Origin of the sequence: Paraflavitalea pollutisoli, from assembly GCF_029360705.1 — a bacterium.
Taxonomy (GTDB): Bacteria; Bacteroidota; Bacteroidia; order Chitinophagales; family Chitinophagaceae; genus Paraflavitalea; species Paraflavitalea pollutisoli.
In genome coordinates, this window is sequence record NZ_JARKMX010000001.1 from 555,326 (window position 1) to 575,718 (window position 20,393).

General features: G+C 49.3%; 17 protein-coding genes. 8 read left to right on the forward strand and 9 right to left on the reverse strand.

What is annotated here, in order from left to right:
* Nucleotides 1-52: 52 nt before the first annotated feature.
* On the reverse strand, nt 53-1,066 hold the full coding sequence (locus P2W70_RS02370) for a helix-turn-helix transcriptional regulator (protein ID WP_276479819.1): 1,014 nt from the start codon (nt 1,064-1,066) through the stop codon (nt 53-55).
* A gap of 143 nt (nt 1,067-1,209) precedes the next feature.
* Between P2W70_RS02370 and P2W70_RS02375 the strand changes: the two genes are divergently transcribed.
* Both P2W70_RS02375 and P2W70_RS02380 read left to right on the forward strand, forming a co-directional pair.
* Nucleotides 1,210-2,625, forward strand: coding sequence for a 3' terminal RNA ribose 2'-O-methyltransferase Hen1 (locus P2W70_RS02375; RefSeq protein ID WP_276479820.1), 1,416 nt, complete (start codon nt 1,210-1,212; stop codon nt 2,623-2,625).
* Between the two features lie 21 nt (nt 2,626-2,646).
* Nucleotides 2,647-5,208, forward strand: a complete 2,562-nt coding sequence (locus P2W70_RS02380; protein WP_276479821.1) for a polynucleotide kinase-phosphatase — start codon at nt 2,647-2,649, stop codon at nt 5,206-5,208.
* A 21-nt stretch (nt 5,209-5,229) separates the two neighbouring features.
* Here the strand turns inward: P2W70_RS02380 and P2W70_RS02385 are convergent, their stop codons facing one another.
* Together P2W70_RS02385 and P2W70_RS02390 are read right to left on the reverse strand one after the other, a co-directional pair.
* Complete coding sequence (locus P2W70_RS02385) at nt 5,230-5,925, reverse strand: LytR/AlgR family response regulator transcription factor (protein ID WP_276479822.1); 696 nt, start codon at nt 5,923-5,925, stop codon at nt 5,230-5,232.
* Nucleotides 5,922-6,998 (reverse strand): sensor histidine kinase, encoded by a 1,077-nt coding sequence (locus P2W70_RS02390; protein WP_276479823.1) that lies wholly within the window; start codon nt 6,996-6,998, stop codon nt 5,922-5,924. Before P2W70_RS02390 ends, P2W70_RS02385 begins: the two co-directional genes overlap by 4 nt.
* A 167-nt stretch (nt 6,999-7,165) precedes the next feature.
* Between P2W70_RS02390 and P2W70_RS02395 the strand changes: the two genes are divergently transcribed.
* Complete coding sequence (locus P2W70_RS02395; protein WP_276479824.1) at nt 7,166-8,800, forward strand: S41 family peptidase; 1,635 nt, start codon at nt 7,166-7,168, stop codon at nt 8,798-8,800.
* A 6-nt stretch (nt 8,801-8,806) separates the two neighbouring features.
* On the opposite strand, the gene P2W70_RS02400 is transcribed toward P2W70_RS02395, so the two are convergent.
* The 3 genes from P2W70_RS02400 to P2W70_RS02410 form a co-directional block, all read right to left on the reverse strand.
* Nucleotides 8,807-9,610, reverse strand: coding sequence for a DUF2306 domain-containing protein (locus P2W70_RS02400; protein ID WP_276479825.1), 804 nt, complete (start codon nt 9,608-9,610; stop codon nt 8,807-8,809).
* Nucleotides 9,611-9,670: 60 nt separating this feature from the next.
* Nucleotides 9,671-10,255: a Crp/Fnr family transcriptional regulator gene (locus P2W70_RS02405; protein ID WP_276479826.1), complete on the reverse strand. Its 585-nt coding sequence runs from the start codon at nt 10,253-10,255 to the stop codon at nt 9,671-9,673.
* A 92-nt stretch (nt 10,256-10,347) separates the two neighbouring features.
* Nucleotides 10,348-11,097, reverse strand: a complete 750-nt coding sequence (locus P2W70_RS02410) for an SDR family oxidoreductase (RefSeq protein WP_276479827.1) — start codon at nt 11,095-11,097, stop codon at nt 10,348-10,350.
* 78 nt (nt 11,098-11,175) lie between these two features.
* On the opposite strand from P2W70_RS02410, the gene P2W70_RS02415 reads away from it, so the two are divergent.
* From P2W70_RS02415 to P2W70_RS02435, 5 genes are all read left to right on the forward strand, one after another.
* Nucleotides 11,176-11,571, forward strand: coding sequence for a winged helix-turn-helix transcriptional regulator (locus tag P2W70_RS02415; protein WP_276479828.1), 396 nt, complete (start codon nt 11,176-11,178; stop codon nt 11,569-11,571).
* Nucleotides 11,572-11,702: 131 nt separating this feature from the next.
* Nucleotides 11,703-12,158: an organic hydroperoxide resistance protein gene (locus P2W70_RS02420; RefSeq protein ID WP_276479829.1), complete on the forward strand. Its 456-nt coding sequence runs from the start codon at nt 11,703-11,705 to the stop codon at nt 12,156-12,158.
* 99 nt (nt 12,159-12,257) lie between these two features.
* Nucleotides 12,258-13,283 (forward strand): sensor histidine kinase, encoded by a 1,026-nt coding sequence (locus P2W70_RS02425; protein ID WP_276479830.1) that lies wholly within the window; start codon nt 12,258-12,260, stop codon nt 13,281-13,283.
* Complete coding sequence (locus tag P2W70_RS02430) at nt 13,264-14,031, forward strand: LytR/AlgR family response regulator transcription factor (protein ID WP_276479831.1); 768 nt, start codon at nt 13,264-13,266, stop codon at nt 14,029-14,031. Before P2W70_RS02425 ends, P2W70_RS02430 begins: the two co-directional genes overlap by 20 nt.
* Before the next feature lie 113 nt (nt 14,032-14,144).
* Nucleotides 14,145-14,918, forward strand: a complete 774-nt coding sequence (locus tag P2W70_RS02435) for a DUF1223 domain-containing protein (protein ID WP_276479832.1) — start codon at nt 14,145-14,147, stop codon at nt 14,916-14,918.
* 275 nt (nt 14,919-15,193) lie between these two features.
* On the opposite strand, the gene P2W70_RS02440 is transcribed toward P2W70_RS02435, so the two are convergent.
* The 3 genes from P2W70_RS02440 to P2W70_RS02450 form a co-directional block, all read right to left on the reverse strand.
* The gene (locus P2W70_RS02440; protein WP_276479833.1) at nt 15,194-15,628 is read right to left on the reverse strand and encodes a DoxX family protein; all 435 of its coding nucleotides are present in this window, start codon (nt 15,626-15,628) and stop codon (nt 15,194-15,196) included.
* A 158-nt stretch (nt 15,629-15,786) separates the two neighbouring features.
* Nucleotides 15,787-17,220 carry a TolC family protein gene (locus P2W70_RS02445; RefSeq protein WP_276479834.1) on the reverse strand — a complete coding sequence of 478 codons (1,434 nt, stop codon included), beginning with the start codon at nt 17,218-17,220 and terminating at the stop codon, nt 15,787-15,789.
* Nucleotides 17,213-20,380, reverse strand: a complete 3,168-nt coding sequence (locus P2W70_RS02450) for an efflux RND transporter permease subunit (RefSeq protein ID WP_276479835.1) — start codon at nt 20,378-20,380, stop codon at nt 17,213-17,215. The genes P2W70_RS02445 and P2W70_RS02450 overlap by 8 nt, the downstream gene beginning before the upstream one ends.
* Between the last annotated feature and the right edge of the window lie 13 nt (nt 20,381-20,393).

The following is a 20,393-nucleotide window of genomic DNA, read 5'->3' on the forward strand; positions in this document are numbered from 1 at the left end:
CGTACTATCCACAGGGTACTGGGGCGATCGTTATTCAGGGTGCGCACAAAAGCTAGTTGGCATATCTCTCCAATGCCTTTTTTAGGTGTCCTTTCAGCTGCTTTACCAGGATGCGCGGCCGCAGCACTTTGATCTTTGCGCCAAAGCCCAACAGCTCCCGCTCCAATTCGAAGTTGAGCACCACCTTGATGCGAAAGATCTTACCACCGTTTTCTTCACCCAGCATCTTCTGCGTGTGATGCAAGGGTTTGGTGATGAGGTAGGGGGCATTGGCATTGTCGATCCAAAATACTACTTCACAATCGCGCTGCCCGGTATTCTTGGTAACACCAATGACGTCATTAAAAAAGGTGGAAAGATCAACGACCTTGTTTTCCTGATAAGCTTCCTGGTGCTCTTCAATCTTTTCCATCCTGTCCAGCGCAAGAGTGAGCAACTGACCGGCTTGGCCATGCCGAACGCCCAGCACAAACCAGCGGTTGCGGTATTCTTTCAGGAGGTATCCACTAAAGCAAAAACTACTCGCGTCCCTGGCCTTGAAAGACCGATAGGTAATGCTCAATGTCTTTTCGGCAACAATGGCTTTCCGGATCACTTCGATGTGTTCAAGCCCTTTCAGGTGATCATTCTTTTCAAACTCCACCACCGGCAGACTATGCGTTTTCTGCGAATAGATTTTATCCTCCAGTTTGCTCACCATCTCTCTCAGGTCGGTAAAATGGTTGAAGGCTTTAAACTGTTGCAGCAAGCCCGATACCTCACTCAAGACCTGTAGATCTTGCTGGTTGATGGGGCTGTTGGTAATGCTATAGTGCTTATCTGCATAGGTGTAATACTTTCGGTCAATCACGATGATCGGTGCTTCATAGCCCAGCTTATTGCTGCGCATCATCTCGATATCTGCCTGCACGGAGCGCCGGCTCACCCCTTTATCGATGCCTTCCATGTTATACAGGGCGGCCGAACAAGCCTCTATCAGGTCTTCCAATGTCCACTTCCGCAAGCGGTTTTGCAAACAGTTGTCAATGGTACGGTAGCGGATCAAGGCATTTCGATTTACAGGCATCGTGCAAATTTTCACCAATTTTAGTAGAAATTATTAACTGCGCAAAAAGACTGCGCAGTATTGTTCAATCTTTGTCTTGTCGCCGTTAAGCGGCTGATTAGCAAAGAGTCTGGTAATTATTTATCATTTAATATTTTCTCGTTGTGTTATTGACCATTACCACCACGCATATGCCGGCAGATGACCTGGGTTTTTTATTGCATAAACATCCAGCCAAAATCCAATCGGTAGCACTCACGGCTGGCCAGGTGCACATCTTCTACCCGGAAGTGAGTGCGGAACGTTGTACCGTAGCGCTATTGCTCGATATGGACCCGGTAGCCCTGGTAAGAAATGCTGGCCCCCAAGGAAGTGACTTTGCCCTTGAACAATACGTCAACGACCGTCCCTATGTGTGCAGCTCATTGATGAGTGCCGGAATAGCCAAAGGGTTGAGCTCGGCGCTCAATGGCCGCTGTAAGGATAAGCCTGAGTTGATTGGCGTTGCCATGCCCTTCACAGTGCGCGTTTCGGTACTCCCGGTACGGGGTGGCGAAGCATTGCTCCAGTCGTTGTTTGCTCCGCTGGGGTATACGATCAATGCCGTTCAGCATCCGCTTGATCCCGCCTTTCCGGAATGGGGTAGTAGCCGGTATTTTACGGTCGAGCTAACCCATACCCTTACGCTGCAGCAACTGTTGTCTCATTTATATGTGTTGATCCCGGTGTGTGATAACAGCAAACATTATTGGGTGGCCAAAGATGAAGTCGATAAGCTGCTGCAGAAGGGAAAGGATTGGCTGGAAACGCATCCTGCCCGGGAATTGATCGTACGGCGCTACCTCAAAAACCAACGCGTACTGGCCAATCAGGTACTGGAAGTATTATTTCAACACGAAGGAACCAATGTGCAGGAACCAGATAATATAGCGGAGGAAGACCAGGAGCCCACTTCTCTGCCCATTCACGAACGTCGGCTCCAGGCGGTTAGAGATGAGCTCCTGGTTGCTGGAGCCAAAAGAGTGGTAGACCTGGGCTGTGGAGAAGGAAAGTTGCTGAAATTGTTGATGACCGAAAGGCAATTTGGCTATCTACTCGGTATGGACGTGAGTTATCGTGCATTGGAAATAGCGAAGGACAAATTGAAGATGGACCGGATGACGGATAAGCAGCGGGAGCGTATACAACTGATCCACGGTTCGCTGACCTATCGGGATCAGCGCCTGGAAGGGTTCGATGCAGCGGCACTGGTAGAGGTAATCGAGCACCTCGATGCGCCTCGGTTGAAGGCTCTGGAACAAACCATATTTGAATTTGCCAAACCACAACTGGTGGTAATTACCTCCCCCAATGCTGAATACAATATTCGCTTTGAAAACCTGCCTGCAGGCCAGTTGCGCCACGGCGACCATCGCTTCGAATGGACGCGGAAAGAGTTCGAGACCTGGGCAACCGCTATTGCGGTACGCTATGGATACCATGTTAGTTTCAAACCAGTCGGTGATGCCGATCCTGTAGTAGGTGCCATCAGCCAGATGGCGGTGTTCAGTCAACCAGTACCGCAACCTGGGCTGGAGTAAAATCAAATCAACCACAACAAGATGTCAACAAACAGCCATATACATATCCCCGCTTTTTGCCTGGTGGTGCTCATCGGGGCCACGGGGTCGGGCAAGTCGACCTTCGCCCGCAAGTATTTTAAAACAACAGAGATCGTATCATCCGACACCTGCAGGGGCCTGGTCAGTGATGACGAAAACAACCAGACGGCCTCTGCAGATGCTTTTGCCTTGGCGCGTTACCTGGTAGGCATGCGGCTAAAAAACGGCTTATTGACGGTCGTCGATGCCACCAATGTGCAGGAGGAAGGGCGAAAAGACTGGATCAGGCTTGCCCGGGAATACCATTGCCTGCCCATTGCGATCATCCTCAATATGCCTGAGAAGTTATGCGCACAGCGCAATGCCGCAAGGCCCGACAGGAATTTCGGAAGGCATGTTATTCCACAACACATCTCCCAATTGAAGCGTAGCTTCAGAAAACTCAAATATGAAGGCTTCCGGCAAATCATTGAATTGTGGTCGCTAGAAGAAGTGGAAGCCCTGTCTGATATCGTGCGCGATCCGCTGTATAATGATAAGAAAGCCGTATCTGGTCCTTTTGACATCATAGGCGATGTGCACGGATGTTACGATGAGTTGGCTACCTTATTAACCAGGCTCGGATACCAGTATAATGACAACTTATGGAACCATCCTGCCGGTAGAAAAGCGGTTTTCGTAGGCGACCTGGTGGATCGTGGGCCTAAGACGCCGGCTGTATTAGAGTTGGTGATGAACATGACTGCCGCCGGTAGTGCTTATTGTGTGCCGGGTAACCACGATGCAAAACTATTGAAGTGGCTGAAGGGGAAAGACGTGCAGGCACGGCACGGATTGGAGGAATCGATCGATCAGTTAAGCCTTCAAACCCAGGAGTTCCGTGACCGGGTGAAAGATTTCCTGGACGGCCTCGTCAGCCACTATGTTTTCGATCAGGGAAAACTGGTGGTGGCCCATGCCGGGTTGAAAGAAAATATGCACGGCCGTGGATCAGGAGCTGTGAGGGAGTTTTGTATGTATGGAGAAACAACGGGCGAGATCGATGAGTTTGGCCTGCCTGTACGATATAACTGGGCTATAGAATATAAAGGCAAAGCTACCGTGGTATACGGTCATACGCCCGTACCCGAGGCGCAGTGGCTCAACAATACCATCGATATCGATACCGGATGTGTTTTTGGTGGACAGTTAACGGCCTTGCGTTACCCCGAACGAGAACTGGTGTCGGTAGCGGCTGCACAGGTCTACTGCGTACCGGCTAAACCTTTATATCCTGTGAAAGAAGTTGGCGTACCACTTACCATGCAACAGGAAAGCGACCGCGTGCTGGATATCGCCGATTTTACTGGCAGACAGATCGTAGAAACCAGTCTGGGAAGAAATATTACCATTCGTGAAGAGCATTCGATGGCAGCTCTCGAAGTGATGAGCCGTTTTGCCATCAACCCCCAATGGCTGATCTACCTGCCGCCGACCATGAGTCCGGCCAAGACCAGTACATTAAAAGATTACCTGGAGTTTCCCACCGAGGCCTTTGATTATTACAAAGAAGCAGGTATCAGTAAGGTTGTTTGCCAGGAAAAACACATGGGGTCGAGGGCCGTTGTGATCGTCGGGAAGGATGAAAACGCCATCAGTAGGGCGTTTGGTATTACCGGAGAGGGCATCGGCACGATCTACACACGAACTGGCCGGGCCTTTTTCAGCGACAAGGCCATGGAACAAGCCTTGCTGCAAAGAGTCAATACGGCGCTCCATGCTTCGTCCTTTTATGAGACCTTTCGTTCCGATTGGGTTTGTTTGGACGTCGAGTTAATGCCCTGGAGTGCCAAAGCACAGGCCTTGCTTCAATCGCAGTACGCTGCTGTAGGTACCGCCGCCACCAATGCCCTGAAAGACGTGAACGTCGTATTACAACAGCTGGCTGACAGAGACCCGAACGGGCAGGCATTATTAGTCGAATACCAATCGAGGGAACAAGAAGCTGAACAATTTATTGCCGCATACCGTCAATACTGCTGGCCGGTAAATAGCATCGAGGACTATAAACTGGCACCTTTCCATATCCTCGCTACTGAAGGGAAACAATGGACCAGCGAGCACCACGAATGGCATATGGAAAACATCAGCAAGATTTGCCTGGCCGATCCTGCTATTATGCAAACAACGCCTTACAAAGTAGTATCGTTAAATGACGAAGCGAGCATCCATGAAGCAACGGAGTGGTGGTTGTCTTCCACAGCTACAGGCGGTGAAGGTATGGTCGTAAAGCCGTATAACTTCATAGAGAAGTATGCAAAGGGTATTGTGCAGCCTGCTATCAAGATCAGGGGCCGGGAGTACCTTCGGATCATTTATGGGCCGGAATATACTTCTCCGGAAAACCTGGAGCGATTGAAGGTAAGAGGACTCCATGCAAAACGTGGCCTGGCCATGCGTGAGTTTGCACTTGGGGTAGAAGGATTACAGCGTTTTGTTGATAAAGAACCGTTGCGGCGTGTACACCAATGCGTATTTGGTGTGCTGGCCATGGAATGTGAGCCGGTGGATCCGAGGTTATAAACCTTGAGTCCCTACGGTTGCCTATTCATGGCCAAGCTTCCTGAACAGGGCATCTTTGTAAGTGACACCTACCGGCAGTTCCTTATCCAGTATGCGCAACAGGTTGCCTTCAATAAACTGAATATGCTGCAAATTGATGATATAAGATTTGTGGATGCGCAGGAAGCGTTGTTCCGGTAACAGCTCTTCGATCTTATTCAGCGAATGGTAAGAGGTATGGGTTACAGCAGCAGTGACCACTTTGATATAATCGCCAGAACCTTCGATATAGTAAATGTCTGGGTAGGCAATACGTACCAGCCGTTTATTGACCTTGATGAAGATCGCTTCGTCGGGCATTGAAGGTGGAGTTGCGGTTGGTTGCTCACGGGGTGGGTTGATCTTTTGGATCGCTTTGATAAACCGTTCGAAAGTAATCGGCTTCAGCAAATAATCTACCGCTTCCAGCTCGAAGGCCTCTACAGCATACTCCATATAAGCCGTTGTGAAGATCACTTTCGGCGGACTTTTGAGTGATTTCAGGAAATTAAGTCCCGTGATACCCGGCATTTGAATGTCCAGGAATAACAGATCGACTTGTTCCCGGTGCAACCACTCAAACGCCTCGATCGCCGTTTCGCAGGTGCCTACCAGCTGCAGGTTTTTTACCTGCCGTATATGTGATTCCATCAGCTGGCGCGCCAACGGTTCGTCGTCGATGATAAGGCACCTGATCATGTAGCCGGCTTTAGTTGAACGCTTAAAGTAACGATAAATCTTGAATCCTCCTCGCTCACCAGCAGCTGGTGGCGACTGGGGTATAATAACTCCAGGCGCTTTCGCACATTGTACAATCCTATGCCTCCTTCCCTGGCGGGTACCTCTTCCCTGGGCGCTATCAGGTTCGACGTTTGAAAGGTGATCTCCTCGTCATCGACGGTCATGAATACCTGTACCTGGTTGCCTGGTATCTTGTATTGCAGGGAATGCTTAAAGCAATTTTCGATCAGCGGCAGGAACAATAAGGGTTCTATCAATATACTGGCGGGATTACCCTGCACGCCAAACAGGATCAGGTTCTCGTCGTTGTGCCGGATACGTTCCAGCTCCAGATAGCTGTGTAAAAAGGCGATCTCTTTTGCCAGCAATACCTTCTCATCCCGCGCTTCATACAGTACATAACGCATGATGCCGGAAAGGTTAGCAATGGAAACAGATGTCTTCGGGGAACCCTGTAAGCTGAGCGAGTATAGGTTGTTCAACGTATTGAAAAAGAAGTGAGGTTGTATTTGAGACTTCAGCTGATCGAGCTCCAGCCGTAGTTTCTCGGTTTGCAACTGATCTAACAGGTGCTGACGTTTGAATAGTTCCCGAAAGAAAACTACTCCCACCGCCGTCAACATGATCAATACAGTATACCCCATATTTTGGATCAACCGGCCGCTCCATCCCCAGGGATTGACGGAGGCTAGGTTGGATTGGTATTTAGCCGGGATAATGGGCAGATTGATCTCCAGCAGGTAGGCTGCCCGGATATTGAGTTCATAGATCACGATGTATGCAGGAAGGCTGGCGAGGAACCACCCCACCCGATTACTGAATAGGGTGCGAGGAAGCAGCCACCGGTAGAATAGCATGATAGAGGGGGTTTCCAGTATGCTCAGCAATACGAGACTCAGGATGAACGAAAGCTTGTCGAATATCTGCCAACCCATGGAGAATGGGACGATCACCGACAGAATAAACAGGTAAAGTATTTCCACCAACCTCGACTTACTGCTATAACTCCAGCTATTGAAGCGCTCGAACATGACACAAATTAAACATGGATTCCATGTTTCCGGTGACTTATTTCGCCCAATTTGCAGTTTTGCCCGCCCAATGTAATGGTATTTGTATGACCCGCAGATTGCCGTGTTGGGCTAATAAGCGGGTAAAGAGACCAAAAGGGGAGACAAATTTGTGTTCAAATTGACACATGAAAAAATTAGTCTGGCTGATGCTGATTGCCCTAGTTGCTAATGGCGCCGTGGCCCAAAACAAAACCCAGGTTGCCAACCTGGCAACGCTTGGCAAAGTATGGGGATTCCTGAAGTACTACCATCCTTCGGCTGCGAAAGGCCAACCCGATTGGGACAAAGAATTGGTCCGCATGATCCCTTTGATTGAACAAGCTGCCTCCGTAAAAGAAGCCGGGATGCTCCTGGAAAGCTGGTACCGTTCACTACCGGTTGCCCAATTAGCCTCCACGCCAGTCAACTGGGCTGCCGACTCACTCGACAGGGTCTTTACAACAAAAGATATTGATGCCTTTAAAATTCCCGTTCCACTTGTCTCCGAATTTAAACGCCTTTATGACTACCACCAGCCAGATACGAGCCGCTATATTACCCGTACTTATCGCGGGATCAATTATGATCATATTATTCATATGGAGGATGACCATGCTACGCCTGCCTTCCCCGACCGATCCATGCGTTTGCTCGCCCTCTTCCGTTATTGGAATACCATCGCTTATTTCTATCCACATAGAATCTCCTACTGGAACAACCTACTGCCTGACTATATCGACGATTTTTCACAGGCAGGTAGCGCTGGCGCCTATCAACACGCCGTCCGGAAGCTGATACATGAGTTGCCCGATTCACATTCATTTATTCAACTGCCCGGAGAAATGTATTATTTCTATCCTTTCCGCATCGATTACATAGAGGGTAAATACCTTATCGGTGACTGTGACGACAGCATGTCTGTAAAATATGGCTATCAAATAGGGGATGAGATCGTCTCGGTCAGCGGGAAGCCTGTCGGGGAGCGGGTAAAAGAGCTACTGGCTACGACCACGGGCACCAATAAACTTTCCCTTCACCGGAATATTGCGGGCTCGCTGTTGAAAACCGGCGATACCGTGTTGCAGGTAGGCTTTAAAAGAGACGGGCTAGTCACGACCCGACAGGTGGCATTGAACAGCTGGGAAGTGTATAAGAATATTCCAAGAACCCATGAGAAACCGCAGTGGCAAGAGGTTGAAAAAGGTATTTGGTATGTGCGGTTCTGTGCTATTCGCAAGGCTGATACGTTGCAACGGCTGTTTCAGGATATCCGGCAGGCAAAGAGCGTGATCTGGGATATGCGAGACTATCCCAGTTACCAGGTAACCACGCAACTGGGGCAATACCTGTACCCCGATAGAATGGTGGTCACGCAAGAGCGTAATGCCTCTGATCAATATCCGGGTACGTTTATCAAAAGCCCTTATCATTTTACACCAGGTGGGAAAACGGTCGAGGTATACAAATGGCCCTTGATCCTATTGGTCGATGAACATACCCAAAGTCTGTCCGAGTCGGTTAGCTCCCTGTTACAATTAAGGCCCAACACCACTACCATGGGGCGGCAAACTGCCGGTACTACGGGCAATATTACCTGGTTTTCACTTCCAGGCGGTATAGAAGTTAGCTATACCGGGGTAGGGGTTACAGGTGTGCAAAATAGCTTCGTCCAGGGAAGGGGGGTAAAGATCGATGTTCCCATCATGCTTACGCAGGATGCGCTGGTACAAAGTAGGGATTATATGCTCGGCAAAGCGATTGAGTATGCCCGCAGTCATTAGCTTTTACTAAATTCTCGGTAACCACATGCCCAGGGTGGCGCCTATTGTACCCACGAAGATGCCAAGGGTAGTTAGCAGCAAGAACAGCGTAAAACCCCATGTTATCCAACGGATGTATGTTTGCCTGGCACTGAAATACCAGGCTACGATGGCCTGCGGAAAAATATAGACGCCTATTGCCAGTGCAGTCAGGAAAGGTCCGGTAAACGTGTCGGGGTCAAATCCTACAGGCGCCTGGTGAATAACCATCCACAACATGAAGAACACCCGGAACATCCATACGCCACTCATGGCGACAAATAGATGCACGGCCCATTGCTGGTGCAGTTTGAAATTTCGGGCTCGTGCATAACGGATGGCAAAAAAAGCCGTGGTAAGGATAATCAGGGCATTGAAGGTGATCGCGATAGACATTTGCAGCCCGCCAATAGCGCTGCGTACCCAGGTAAGGTACAGGCCCGATAAACCCATCAGTATGGCCGTAGAAATGTAAACCCTGCCACACCATCTGTGTATACGCGGGGCACGGCTCCTGATCTGCGGTACCAATTGCAGTGGTCCCAGGAGCGTAACAATTGCTGCAAAGAAAACATGCAGGGCAAAAACCAGGTTACCAGTACGGTCGCTGCGCACGAAGAAATGGGAGTTGACGGTATTCCAATGTTCCCAGTTTCTGGCTGCAATGGATCGCCAGTAAACCATCAGCACGTAATAGGCAAAGACCAACTGACTGAGGAAGGTAACGACAAACCAAAACCGGACAATGCTGCGGAACAGCCTGGAGGTTACTGTGGTAGGTGCTTGTTTCATGGCTAATAAAAAGGGGTGGCTAAAGTTAGCGACCTCGCCATGAAAACCACTTAACATTTGTTAAGAACTGATCTCCCGCCTGATCCTACTCAGGCTTTCTGCCTTGATGCCCAGGAAGGAGGCTATGTATTTGAGTGGTACATGCCGTATAATATTGGGACTATTCCGCACCAGCTTCAAGTAGCGCTGATCGGCCGAAAGGTTGGCCAGGTCGTCCATTCGCTGTTTATCTTCCTCCATGATCTGATGGAACAGCCGGATGGTATAATCCTTTTGGGTATAGCTAGTCTTCGCGGTTCTATCGGCATCGTCTTTGGTAATGCGCAGCAGCTCGCAATCCGTCAGACACTGCAGAAACTCTTCGGAACTGGTTTGTTTCACAAAAGCATAGTAGGAGGTAAAGAACCGCGGCCCGTTGTTCAGATCTACAGTGACCTCCTCTCCCTTGTCGTTGACGTAGAATTTGCGCATATGACCCGATACGATAAAGTTGTGGTGCAAGGGTATCTTGCCTGCTACCTCCAACATAGTATCTTTTGCAAACCATAATGGCTTGAAACTATCGCGGCATTGCGCCCGGTCGTGTTCGGGCAATTCGATGGTCTGTTCAATATAGCTGAAAAGCGTTTCGTAGTAATGTTCCATGGTCGTAAATGACCCTACTAATATAACGTCTGTCAGGCTAAGCGTAACAATAAAAATGGGCCAGGGGCCCATTTTTATACATTGTGTTGTAACTAGTTGTACCGCAAGCTCATGCCGCCATCCATGATGAACTCTGCGCCGGTAATAAAGGACGACTGATCACCCGAAAGATGGGCCACCATCCTGCCTACATCATTTGGATCACCAAATTGCCGTAGAGGGACACGATCGGTAATATTGTCCTTCAATCGTTTCAATTGGGCTTCATCCATGCCGATCTTAGACAAGATCGGGGTCTCGATCGGGCCAGGACTAACGGCATTGACCCTGATCTTACGCGGCGCCAATTCCACGGCGGCGATCTTCATCACACTGTTCAACGCAGCTTTACTGGAGGAATAGATCGAGGTATTCGCGGCATGCATGCTGGCTGTGTTTGATGACAGAAACACGACAGACGCACCATCACGAAGTATCGGTATGAACCGACTAAGTGTAAAATAGGCGCCTTTAAAGTTGATGTCCATTACTTCGTCAAACGCCGATTCGGTGGCATGTTCTATATCTGCCCCACCCAGTACCCCTGCATTGACGAAGAGAATATCTATCTTGCCAAACTGTTTTTCAACACTCGTGGCCAGTTCTTCGATGGCGGCTACTTTACCCTGGTCTGCCACGAGGCCGGTTACCCCAAGTGTGGAAGCTGCCTGATCGATCGCCTCTTTGCGCCGCCCGGTTATGATAACGGTGGCTCCCTGTTGTTGAAGAACGGCTGCTGTTGCATATCCGATTCCGCTGTTTCCGCCGGTTACTACGGCGACTTTACCTTTTAATGTATCCATGACTATTTGTTTTTTTAACAGCTCAAAGGTATCCGTAGATTGGTATAACTTTGTAACCAGTATAACACGTGATACCAAATGGACAATAGCAAAAGACTCAAACTCGTCGCGGATGCACTATCCAACCCGCGCAGTCAGAAGACGGAAGTTCAGGCGCTACAGGATACGATCTATGTGATTGGCGGTAAATGGCGCTTGCCCATCATCAATGCGATCTGTAATGGTAACCACCGGTTCCGGGAGATCGAACGCAGTATTCCCGGTATTACCACCAGGATGCTGTCGCGTGAATTAAAGGAAATGGAGGTCAACCAGCTGATCAAAAGAACGGAAGACCCCAATAGCCCCACACAAGTTCAGTATACGGCAACCGATTACTGCCGTTCTTTTGGTGATATCATCCTGGAAATGATTACCTGGGGTAAACAACATCGGGCCCGCATCATGAAACAGCGCCTGCTGGAAGCGAAATAGACTGGGCACCCGCATTGTCCATTTGACGGTTTAGTTTGTCTGATCCGCCGGTATAACCATTCCCGCCGTGTAGATCTCCTGCTACTTTTGACCTGCCAAATGGCACAAAAGCAAACTTAAAAATCAGAATCATGGAATCGTACAATGCAATTACAGCCACAGCTACTCAGGGATCAGTCAGCAAGGTATTATATACAGGCAAAGTGACCATTACCGGTGGCCGGGAAGGCGCAGCGGTTAGTGAAGATGGACATCTTAATATCAGTCTCTCCACACCCGGTGGGCCTGGAAAAGGCACCAATCCGGAGCAACTCTTTGCCGCAGGCTGGTCGGCATGTTTTATTGGGGCTATGCGTCTCAATGCGCCCAAACTAGGTGTTGTAGTACCCGGCAATACGCATGTGGAAGCGGAGGTCGATCTTGCAACAGGAGATGCGGGATTCCGTCTGCAAGCCAGGCTGCAGGTTCACCTCCCGGGTTTGACGGTAGAGCAGGCAAAGGAACTGGTAGAGGCCGCGCACCAAACCTGTCCATATTCCAAGGCAACACGGGGCAATATCAATGTCCGGATCGATGTCGCCGTATAGCGGTATACAGATAGAGGATAGCATTAATCTATGAAGCAATAATGGCTAATTTTGAGACTACAAGGCTTGCTGTTGCAGGTGAAAAATTTCCGCAAACGAATGAAAAAGAAACCTGGATTTAAGATATCACACGCTACGATCTGGATCAGCTCCCTCGTGCTGGGCTTGTTATCGTCTGTGCCACAGCTGGCTTCGCATCAATTCAATGCGGCAGAAGCGATCGTCAATGCTGCCATTACAGCTTCCTTCGCAGTGGTAATGTGGTATTTTAACATCTACATGCTGAACCGCCAAACCGATAAACCCCGTACTCAGCGAATTTCCTACAGCAGGCTGATCAGCAGTCTGGGTGTTGGTTTGGTGGTGATGCTGGCGCTAGCGTATATCCAGCAACTCATTTTGTCGCACATCAATTTTGGCCCTACGATGTTGATGGTCGAAGTGCGTGGCATTCTGATCAACCTGGTTTTCTATATGTTCCTTCACCTGCTGCAACAAAATTACGAGAACCAGCAGGTAAATATAGAGCTGGAGCAGATCAAGAATGATAACCTAAGCGCGCAGTATGAATTGCTGAAACAGCAGGTCAACCCGCATTTCCTCTTTAATAGCCTCAACACCTTAAAGGCCATGGTCGATAGTGGTGATGAAGCAGCGGGCGACTTTATCATCAAGCTTTCCAACTTCTATCGCTTCACCCTGGAAAGTCGTAAGCTCGACCTGATCCATGTGCACGAAGAAATGGAGATACTCAATGCTTACCTGTACCTGCAAAAAGCCCGGTTCGATGACGGGTTTACTTTCAATAGCACCATCAGCAACAAGACCCTCCAATCGTTGATGCCGCCGTTTACGTTGCAACTATTGGTCGAAAACTGTATCAAACACAATGTAGTATCCCTGGCGAAGCCGTTGCATATTCGAATTTATGAGGAAGAGGGTGTCCTGGTCGTGGAAAACCAGGTTCAATTGAAGTCGGGGGAGAACATCGAGTCATTGGGTGTGGGACTTAATAACATCGATTTGCGTTATCATCATCTCCTGCAAAAACACATCGGTATTGTTCAGAATGATCAACTTTTTCAAATAAAACTGCCACTGATCTATGAATATCATCATCATTGAAGACGAGTTGAAGACCGCCAAATCGCTGGAAAAGATCATTCTTGACAGCAGGCCTGGTGCGAAGATCGTTGGCCAGTACCAGAGCATTGTAAGTGCTGTGGAAGCCTTGTCGAACGGGCCTCAACCCGATCTGTTGTTTATGGATATCCAGCTGGCAGACGGATTGAGCTTTGAAATATTCAAGGCGGTGAAGATCACCTGTCCCGTGGTATTCTGTACCGCTTACGACGAATATTCTCTGGAGGCATTCAAAAACAATGGCGTGGACTATGTGCTGAAGCCGTTTTCGAAGACAGATATACAAGAGGCACTCCGAAAGGTCGACGAGTTGAAGAACTTCTTTCAGCAAAAGGTAATGCCCGATCTGGGTGATCTTTTGTCGAAGCTGGGTGCGCCTGCGAGTACGGGTAAGACCAGCTTTCTCGTATTCATGAACCAGAAGTATAAGACCATACAGGTAGAGGACATTGCTTACTTCTGCATCCGCCATGATGCAACCTGGATCGTTTGTTTTGACAAACAGCAATATGTTATCAACCAGTCCCTCGACCAGGTAACCAACGCCGTATCTCCCAAGCAGTTTTTCAGGCTCAACAGGCAGTACCTGATTAATTTTAAGGCGATCAAAGAAGTAGAGCCTTACTTTCTGCGTAAATTGTATGTGCGCCTGACGATCGAAACTGCCGATAAATTACTCGTCAATAAAGAGAAGTCACATAGCTTTTTAAGCTGGATGGAAGAGCGCTGATCTTCCCGGCTATATATTCCGCTTTGGGCGTCGAAGTTGTCTGCTTCGGCGCCTTTTTGCTTATCTACCCTGCCAGCCACTGGTAATTTTGGATTCAATAAAAATCAAAAGAAATGAAATACGTAAAATTAGTGGCGATCGGAGCCAGTTTGGTGCTCACGCTCGCAGCGGGTGTAGTCGTTGCCAGAAACGCAGAGATAGCCGAGCCTGCACCGGCAGTGTCGGACAGCGGATTTGCGGTACTTGAATTGTTTACGTCGGAAGGTTGTTCCAGTTGTCCTCCGGCGGATGCGTTACTGGAACGGATAGCTAAGGAGTCTGCCGGAAAACCCGTATATGTTTTGGCCTATCATGTTGACTATTGGGATCGTCAGGGTTGGAAAGACATATTCAGCGATCACCGGTATTCGGAGAGACAATATGCTTACGGTCAACACCTCGGTGCCCAGGTATATACCCCACAGCTGGTGGTGAATGGAAATGCTGAAATGGTCGGGTCGGATGAATCCGCTGTGAAAGCAGAAGTCGCAAAAGCATTGAGCAGGCCTGCCATCGCCAACTTGCAGGCTACAGGACATGTGGACGGCAGTAAGTTGGCAGTAAGTTATGAGGTGACAGGTAAAACACAACGCAGCCGGCTTTTGATCGCGTTTGTGCAGAAGCATGCCATCAGCAAAGTAGAGCGTGGCGAGAACGCTGGACGTACTTTGCCACATGCTCAGATTGTACGGGATTTCCGAACCTACGATCTTAAGTCGGCCGCGACAGGTCAGGTCATGATATCCCTGCCTGCTGGATTCAATACGACAGAGTGGGAAGTGATCGGATTGGTGCAACAGGCAGGCGCCGGAGATGCAACAGCCGCCAGCCGCATAGCCATCGGTTAAGAAGCAGATGATCGTCAATAGCAAAGCGAGCGTGTCAATTTGATTGGCACGCTCGCTTTGCTTTTGGGCATTCTGCAGTAAATGAAACTGCCTGTACGATGTATGGTACGAGTTTTAACCAGCTTCCTGTTTTCTTAACAGTAATGTATTTATCAATTGTAGTTCGCTCTATGAAGGCTACGTTGATTTCCGCCTGGGTGGCCACTTAGCATACCGCACACAAAAAAGCCTGAGAGCTGATCTCAGGCTGTATCTATTTGTTAATGGTTGAGCGCTTATACTGGTTTCCTGGTAGATGCCAAGGCCAGGGAAGCAGCGGATGAGGCATCTCCCTGGTAAGTGGCGGGATAGAGTTTTCTGAACATCGCATAAGTGGTAGCCACCATGGCAAAGGCGATGATGGCGTCTATCGTGGAAGCAAAGCCCAGTACACTTATCTTAGAGAAAAAGGCGAAAGTAATGTCGAAGAAGATGCCGGCAAACACCCACTCTTTCAAGCGCAGGAACTTGTTGGGAGTGAGCAGCACAGCGATGCCCGATAATTTGGCTACACCCAGCAGGTAGATGAAGTGGGTAGGATAACCGAGTTGCACGGTAATATCCCAAACGATAGGGTTACGGGTGAGCTCGAAAAAGCCGCTGGAACCGAACCAAAGTGAAGTCAAAGATACACCTGCCCAATAAATTGCTTTAACTGTTTTTTGTGTCATGGTATTGCGTTTTAATATTGATTGATGACACAAAGTTGCTGCGGAGCAAGCAACCGGCAGCTGTGAATACCAGCGAGGTGGACAAATACACCGCTGAAGTAGACAGGTATAAAAAAAGCCGACGCAGTGGCCGGCTTTTACTACTGGATAGACACTTATTATTTCCAACCGCCACCGAGATTCCTGTAGATATTCACTACAGCATTCAGTTGTTGTTTCTTTGTTTCAATCAATTCAAGCTTCGCTTCGAGCGCATCCCGCTGGGTCAGCAATACTTCTAAGTAATCGGCCCGCGCATTTTTGAACAGGTCGTTCGAAATGTCGATTGACCGTGTCAGCGCATTGACCTGTTTGGTCTTCAGGTCATAGCTCTTTTCCAGGTTGCCAATATTGGATAGCTGTGTAGCTACTTCCACGTAGGCATTGAGAATACTACGTTCGTAGTTGTACATCGCCTGCACCTGTTTGGCATTAGCTGTATAGAATTCGGCCTTGATCGCATTCTTGTTGATCAACGGACCTGCCAGATCGCCAGCCAGGTTATAGAGCAATGATTCCGGCAGCCGGAAAAAATAGGAGGGCTTAAAGGCTTGCAAACCCAATGCTGCTGTAATACCAACAGATGGATAAAACTCGGCACGGGCAACTTTTACATCCAATTTGGCCGCCACCAATTCCAGCTCAGCCTGTCGGATGTCGGGACGATTGGCGAGTAGCTGGGAGGGAATGCCTGTATTGACAACTGCAGGTAATACGTCCAATAAGCTGCCCTGCTCCCGTTCGATGGGCTGCGGGAAGCGACCAAGCAGAAAGTTTATCCTGTTTTCCGTTTCCTTGACCTTCTGCAGGATATCATACTCGAGGCTTTGTGATTTCAACACTTCCGCTTCAAACTTCTGTACCGCTAATTCTGTAGCCCGCGCGGCTTCTTTCTGTATCTTAACTATACCCAGGGCATTCTGCTGTAACGCGATATTCTGCTTTACGATCGCTAATTGGTTATCGAGGGCGAGCAACTCATAATAAGAATTGGCCACCTCTGCTACCAGGTTGGTCAATACAAAGTTTTTGCCTTCCACTGTAGAGAGATAACGGGTAATGGCTGCTTGCTTGGCATTGCGCAGCTTTTTCCAGATGTCTACTTCCCAGTTGGCAAATACCGCTGCTGTAAAGTCGGTGAGTGGGTCGGGCACTTCCTTGCCAGGAGTGATCTCTGTAGAGGCGTCACCGGCACCCTGGCTGGTATAGCGGCCTACCTTTTCCACGCCCACGCCAGCCCGCGCTCCCACGGTGGGGAGCAGGGGCTGTTGCCGCATGCGAATATCATTACGAGCGATCTCGATCTCCTGCAAGGTGATCATCAACTCCTGGTTATTTTTCAGGGCAGTGTCGATCAACTTCAAAAGATTCTTGTCGGTGAAATAGTTGCGCCAGTCGATGGCCGCTGTATTGGTCGTGTCCTGCTTATTGTCGAAAGCAGTGGGCACTGTTTTATTCGCTTCCCGTATGGTTACTGCCGGAGCCTTGCAGCTGGCAACAGCCAGAAAAAAGCCTGCAGCAACCAGGACGGGGTATATCCTGCTGTTAAACATTGTGATCGATTTCTTCAGTTAACGGATTTTCTTCTTCTTCCTTTATGAATCTTCTTCTCGCCGCGATCTTACCAAATATGTAGTAAAGACCAGGTATGATCAATACCCCGAAAATGGTACCGAACAACATACCTCCTAAGGCGGCTGTACCAATTGTTCTGTTGCCGATCTTACCGGGACCGGAGGCAAAGACCAATGGGATCAGACCAGCGATAAAGGCAAAGGAAGTCATCAGGATGGGGCGGAAACGCACCTTCGCACCTTCCATGGCTGCTTCCAGTACCGTAGACCCTGACCGGTGTTTCTGCACGGCAAACTCGACGATCAGTACGGCATTTTTACCCAACAGACCAATCAGCATGACCATGGCTACCTGGGCGTAGATATTGTTCTCCAGTCCGGTTAACTTCAATAACAGGAAGGCGCCGAAGATGCCTGCCGGCAGTGATAGGATCACCGACAATGGCAGAATGAAGCTTTCGTATTGGGCAGCGAGGATCAGGTATACGAACCCTAGACAGATCAGGAAGATATACACCGCCTGGTTGCCTTGCGCCACTTCGTCTTTGGAGATACCAGCCCAGTCGATACCGTAACCGCGTGGCAGCGTTTTCTGTGCTACCTCGTTGATCACTTTGATGGCCGTACCACTACTGTATCCCGGCGCCGCAGCACCGCTGATTTCCGACGCGGTATACATATTGTGACGCGTAATTTCCGATAGACCATATACCTTCTCCATCTTCATAAAGGCTGAGAAGGGCACCATTTCCTCTTTGTCATTCTTCACGTAGAGTTTCAGGATGTCGTCGGGCAGTGCGCGGTATTGGGGCGCTGCCTGTACAATCACCTTATACTGCCGGCCAAACTTAATAAAGCTGATCTCATAGTTACTACCCAACAGCGTAGAAAGGGTGTTCATCGCATTGTCGATGCTTACCCCTTTTTGCTGGGCTATATCATTGTCGACCTTCAGCATGTATTGCGGGAAGCTGGCGCTGTAGAAACTGAAGACGGAAGAAAGCTCCTTGCGTTTGCTGAGTTCTTTCACAAAGTCATTACTCACCGTTTCCATTTTCTTGTAATCGCCCGAACCGGCTTTGTCCAGCAACCGCAATTCGAAACCTCCCGCGGCGCCATAACCAGGTACGGCTGGTGGTTGGAAGAATTCGATGTTGGCACCGGCGATATCCTTCGATTTCTTTTCCAGTTCCTCGATGATCTCCGTTACGGAATGTTTCCGCTCTTCCCAGGGTTTTAGGTTGATCAAACAGGTACCTGAGTTGGCGCCGGTACCTTCCGTCAGGATCTCGTATCCCGCCAGTGATGAAACAGAAGATACGCCATCCACTTCCTCACAGATCTTTTGTAATCTTTCTGCGATCTCGTTGGTCCTTTCCAGCGAAGACCCGGGAGGCGTTTGAATGATGGCGTAGAACATGCCCTGGTCCTCGTTCGGGATAAAACCGGAAGGCACTTTGCCATTCAGGAAATAGATGCCCGCACAGAAGGCGCCCAACATGAGGAAGGTAACCAGGCGTCGGTTGACGATCTTCCCGAGTATGCTCGTATACTTATTGGAAGCACGGTTGAAAGAATTGTTGAACCCGTCGATGAATTTATCTACCGGTGATTTCTTTTTCTTTTTACCATGCATGTTCTTCAATATCATAGCGCAAAGCGCGGGTGTCAGGGTCAGCGCCACGACACCGGAAAGAATGATCGCAGTGGCCATGGTGATGGAGAATTGGCGGTAGAAGATACCCACCGGTCCCGACATGAAAGCCACTGGGATAAACACTGCTGCCATGATAAAGGTGATGGCGATGATGGCACCGGCAATCTCGTGCATGGCTTTCTTCGTGGCTTTGAAGGCGGACAGGTGTTCTTCCTCCATCTTGGCGTGCACCGCTTCGATCACCACGATCGCATCATCCACCACCACACCGATGGCCAGTACCAGCGCAAACAGGGTGATGAGGTTGAGCGTGATGCCGAAGAACTGCATGAAGAGGAAGGTGCCGATCAATGACACCGGCACAGCCATGGCCGGGATCAGGGTAGAACGCCAGTCACCAAGGAACAGGAATACCACAATACCTACCAGGATGAAGGCCTCCACCAACGTGTGCACCACTTTCTCGATCGAAGCATCGAGGAACTTCGATACGTCATAGCTGATCTCGTACTCCATACCTTTCGGGAACGAGTTGGCCTGAATCTCTTTCATCTTGGCCTTCACGTTCTTGATTACCTGGCTGGCATTACTTCCGTACGATTGCTTCAATACGATCGCCGCAGACGGTTTGCCATTCAGGTTGGAGTAGATATCGTACATAGAACTGCCAAACTCAACCTCTGCCACATCCTTCAGGCGAAGCAGTTCGCCATTGGGATTGGAGCGAAGTACGACATTTTCATATTGCTCTTTGGTGGTAAAACGTCCTGAGTATTTCAATACATACTCGAAAGACTGTGACCGTTTACCCGAGCTTTCGCCCGTTTTGCCGGGTGATGCTTCCAGGCTCTGGTCACTCAATGCCTTCATCACTTCCTCGGCAGAGATCTTGTAGGCCAGCATACGGTCGGGCTTGAGCCAGATCCGCATGGCATACTCACGATTACCCAGGATATCGGCATAACCTACGCCATCCACCCGTTTCAACTCGGAAAGGATATTGATGTCGGCGAAGTTGAACAGGAACTTCTGGTCGGTATTGGGATCGTCGCTATACAGGTTGATGTACATCAACATGTTCGACTCTTCGCGGGTGATCTTTACCCCTTCCCGTACGACGAGTGGTGGTAGTTTGTTGACTACGGAAGCCACCCTGTTCTGTACGTTGAGAGATGCTACGTTGGGGTCGGTGCCGAGGTTGAATACTACCTGGATGGTAGCTTCTCCATCGTTACCGGCATCTGATGCCATGTATTTCATCCCTGGTACGCCATTGATGGCTCTTTCCAGGGGAATAACTACCGATTTGATCATCAACTCGCCATTCGCTCCGGGATATTCGGCCACCACGTTTACCTTGGGCGGTGAAATAGAGGGAAACTGTGTTACGGGTAACTGTGTGATGGACAATATGCCCAGGAATACGATGATGAGGGATATCACTATAGACAGCACCGGTCGCTGTATAAACTTATTAAACATTGCTACGCTATTA

Coding starts and splice junctions, on each gene's coding strand:
- P2W70_RS02435 (WP_276479832.1), top strand. CDS start 14,145: ATGAAATACGTAAAATTAGTGGCGATCGGAGCCAGTTTGGTGCTCACG.
- P2W70_RS02405 (WP_276479826.1), bottom strand. CDS start 10,255: ATGGAACATTACTACGAAACGCTTTTCAGCTATATTGAACAGACCATC.
- P2W70_RS02415 (WP_276479828.1), top strand. CDS start 11,176: ATGGACAATAGCAAAAGACTCAAACTCGTCGCGGATGCACTATCCAAC.
- P2W70_RS02420 (WP_276479829.1), top strand. CDS start 11,703: ATGGAATCGTACAATGCAATTACAGCCACAGCTACTCAGGGATCAGTC.
- P2W70_RS02380 (WP_276479821.1), top strand. CDS start 2,647: ATGTCAACAAACAGCCATATACATATCCCCGCTTTTTGCCTGGTGGTG.
- P2W70_RS02445 (WP_276479834.1), bottom strand. CDS start 17,220: ATGTTTAACAGCAGGATATACCCCGTCCTGGTTGCTGCAGGCTTTTTT.
- P2W70_RS02390 (WP_276479823.1), bottom strand. CDS start 6,998: ATGTTCGAGCGCTTCAATAGCTGGAGTTATAGCAGTAAGTCGAGGTTG.
- P2W70_RS02385 (WP_276479822.1), bottom strand. CDS start 5,925: ATGATCAGGTGCCTTATCATCGACGACGAACCGTTGGCGCGCCAGCTG.
- P2W70_RS02430 (WP_276479831.1), top strand. CDS start 13,264: ATGAATATCATCATCATTGAAGACGAGTTGAAGACCGCCAAATCGCTG.
- P2W70_RS02400 (WP_276479825.1), bottom strand. CDS start 9,610: ATGAAACAAGCACCTACCACAGTAACCTCCAGGCTGTTCCGCAGCATT.
- P2W70_RS02425 (WP_276479830.1), top strand. CDS start 12,258: ATGAAAAAGAAACCTGGATTTAAGATATCACACGCTACGATCTGGATC.
- P2W70_RS02440 (WP_276479833.1), bottom strand. CDS start 15,628: ATGACACAAAAAACAGTTAAAGCAATTTATTGGGCAGGTGTATCTTTG.
- P2W70_RS02410 (WP_276479827.1), bottom strand. CDS start 11,097: ATGGATACATTAAAAGGTAAAGTCGCCGTAGTAACCGGCGGAAACAGC.
- P2W70_RS02450 (WP_276479835.1), bottom strand. CDS start 20,380: ATGTTTAATAAGTTTATACAGCGACCGGTGCTGTCTATAGTGATATCC.
- P2W70_RS02395 (WP_276479824.1), top strand. CDS start 7,166: ATGAAAAAATTAGTCTGGCTGATGCTGATTGCCCTAGTTGCTAATGGC.
- P2W70_RS02370 (WP_276479819.1), bottom strand. CDS start 1,066: ATGCCTGTAAATCGAAATGCCTTGATCCGCTACCGTACCATTGACAAC.